This window comes from Cupriavidus sp. CuC1 (assembly GCF_044627735.1).
GTDB classification, from domain to species: Bacteria; Pseudomonadota; Gammaproteobacteria; order Burkholderiales; family Burkholderiaceae; genus Cupriavidus; species Cupriavidus ulmosensis.
The window spans coordinates 1-1,512 of record NZ_JBIUHC010000367.1; the positions used below are offsets into that span (position 1 = coordinate 1).

The 1,512-nt window shown below is 62.0% G+C and carries 1 protein-coding gene; it reads left to right on the forward strand.

Features of this window, described 5'->3' with window-relative positions:
- Positions 1 to 473 precede the first annotated feature (473 nt).
- Entirely contained in the window at positions 474 to 911 is a 438-nt protein-coding gene (tnpB, locus tag ACGLHR_RS51675) for an IS66 family insertion sequence element accessory protein TnpB (protein WP_400103873.1), read from the forward strand.
- Positions 912 to 1,512 lie beyond the last annotated feature (601 nt).

The window sequence follows — 1,512 nt, forward strand, 5'->3', positions numbered from 1 at the left end:
GTGGCGTACGGCATAACCATCCCGCTTCGAAAGGGCCCCGGAAGTTCGTACCTCTGGGCTCGCGACCCGGGAAGACTCAGGGCCGCATTCGGCTATTCGGAAAGCTCGCCGCCCTTCCCCGCCACCGCCGCCCGCGAGCGATGCCGAGGGTAGTCAGCAAGCGCTTGATTTCATTGAAATTTCTCATGGCCGCCAGCCGGAAACCCGTATAAATACTAGGGGTAGCTACCCCTGTAAATTGCAGCAGAAACAAAGGCATACCGGTTAGCGGCGTAACGCGGTTTCGGAATCGCCGGTGGCGCTGGAATGTTTGCCGGCCGAGGCGCCTGCTTCGCCCCAACCATCGCTGCGTCCATCTCTGGCACCCGCGGTACTCACGGCGCGGATGCCCAACGGCGTGACGGTGGAACTCCAATGCGGCGAGCAGGACGTCCGCTCGTGAAGGCGATGATCGAAGTGCTGGGGGCGCGTTGATGTTCCGGCTCGACGCTGACCTGCAGGTCTATCTGCACCGCAATGCGGTGGACTTCCGCCTCGGGATCAATGGGTTGGTTGCCTTGGTCGAGCAGTCGATGCAGCTTGATCTGATTTGCATGACGCAAGACAGGGGCGCGCTCTCGGGCATCGCCGGCATTGCCGGCGCGATCGCGGGATCGGTCATCGGCTCGCAAGCCATTGGTGGCGGTCGCGGCAGGTATGTCGCCGCGGCCATCGCTGGCCCGGTCGCGGGTCTCGCAGCGCAGCAGCTCGCTGCGCGCGCGTCGAACCCCGCTCGGCCTGGCTACGAGATCGTTGTCCGTACCGACATGGGGCGTCTTGTGGCTGTCACGCAAGATGCCGATCAACCGTTTGCCCCTGGCGATCGGGTGATGCTCGTGTCCAACGGCGGCGCCATGCGCGTAACCCGTTAGCAATCCTCGGGCCTCGTCTCCAGCAATCAGCCGCTCCCCATGTTGGGGGCGGCTTTTTTGTTTTTCGGCGGCTTGCGGGATCGGGGAGCCGTGGCGGCGGCGGCGGAGACGGTATAGTTCCAGGGAACGATCCGACGGCTCAGTTCGGCCAGTTTCCGACACTCGCCGCCGTACGAGCGCGGACACTCGAACGGCTGCTGCCAACGGACCTTCCAACATCGAGCAGAATGAACCGACCGCGCTTAACGGGAGTTTCACCGCACTCGCGGCGATCACGTTGAGCCGCGATGAGTGTTCATTGAGTCTAATGCGTTCCCACCTTGTCAAACTCGGCTTGGATGCCACAGTGTTCTGCAGGGAAACCGAATTCGTTAGACTGCGGGTCCTTACAAATCAATGGCTTGCGAACGTATTGCGTCGCCGGTAACACTAACGCCGAACCAAAATAGTTAGACTGAGCGGATTCCCAGCGCGAATTCATTGGACTGAGTCACCTGCCCGTCGAGTTGACCGTATCCCGCCGCGAGAGGTCGCTTCTGCCAGCTACGGACACTCACCCGCTCGGACGTTATCGTCCGCAGTGCCTTGTACCAATCCGCCG

Coding starts and splice junctions, on each gene's coding strand:
- tnpB (WP_400103873.1), top strand. CDS start 474: ATGTTCCGGCTCGACGCTGACCTGCAGGTCTATCTGCACCGCAATGCG.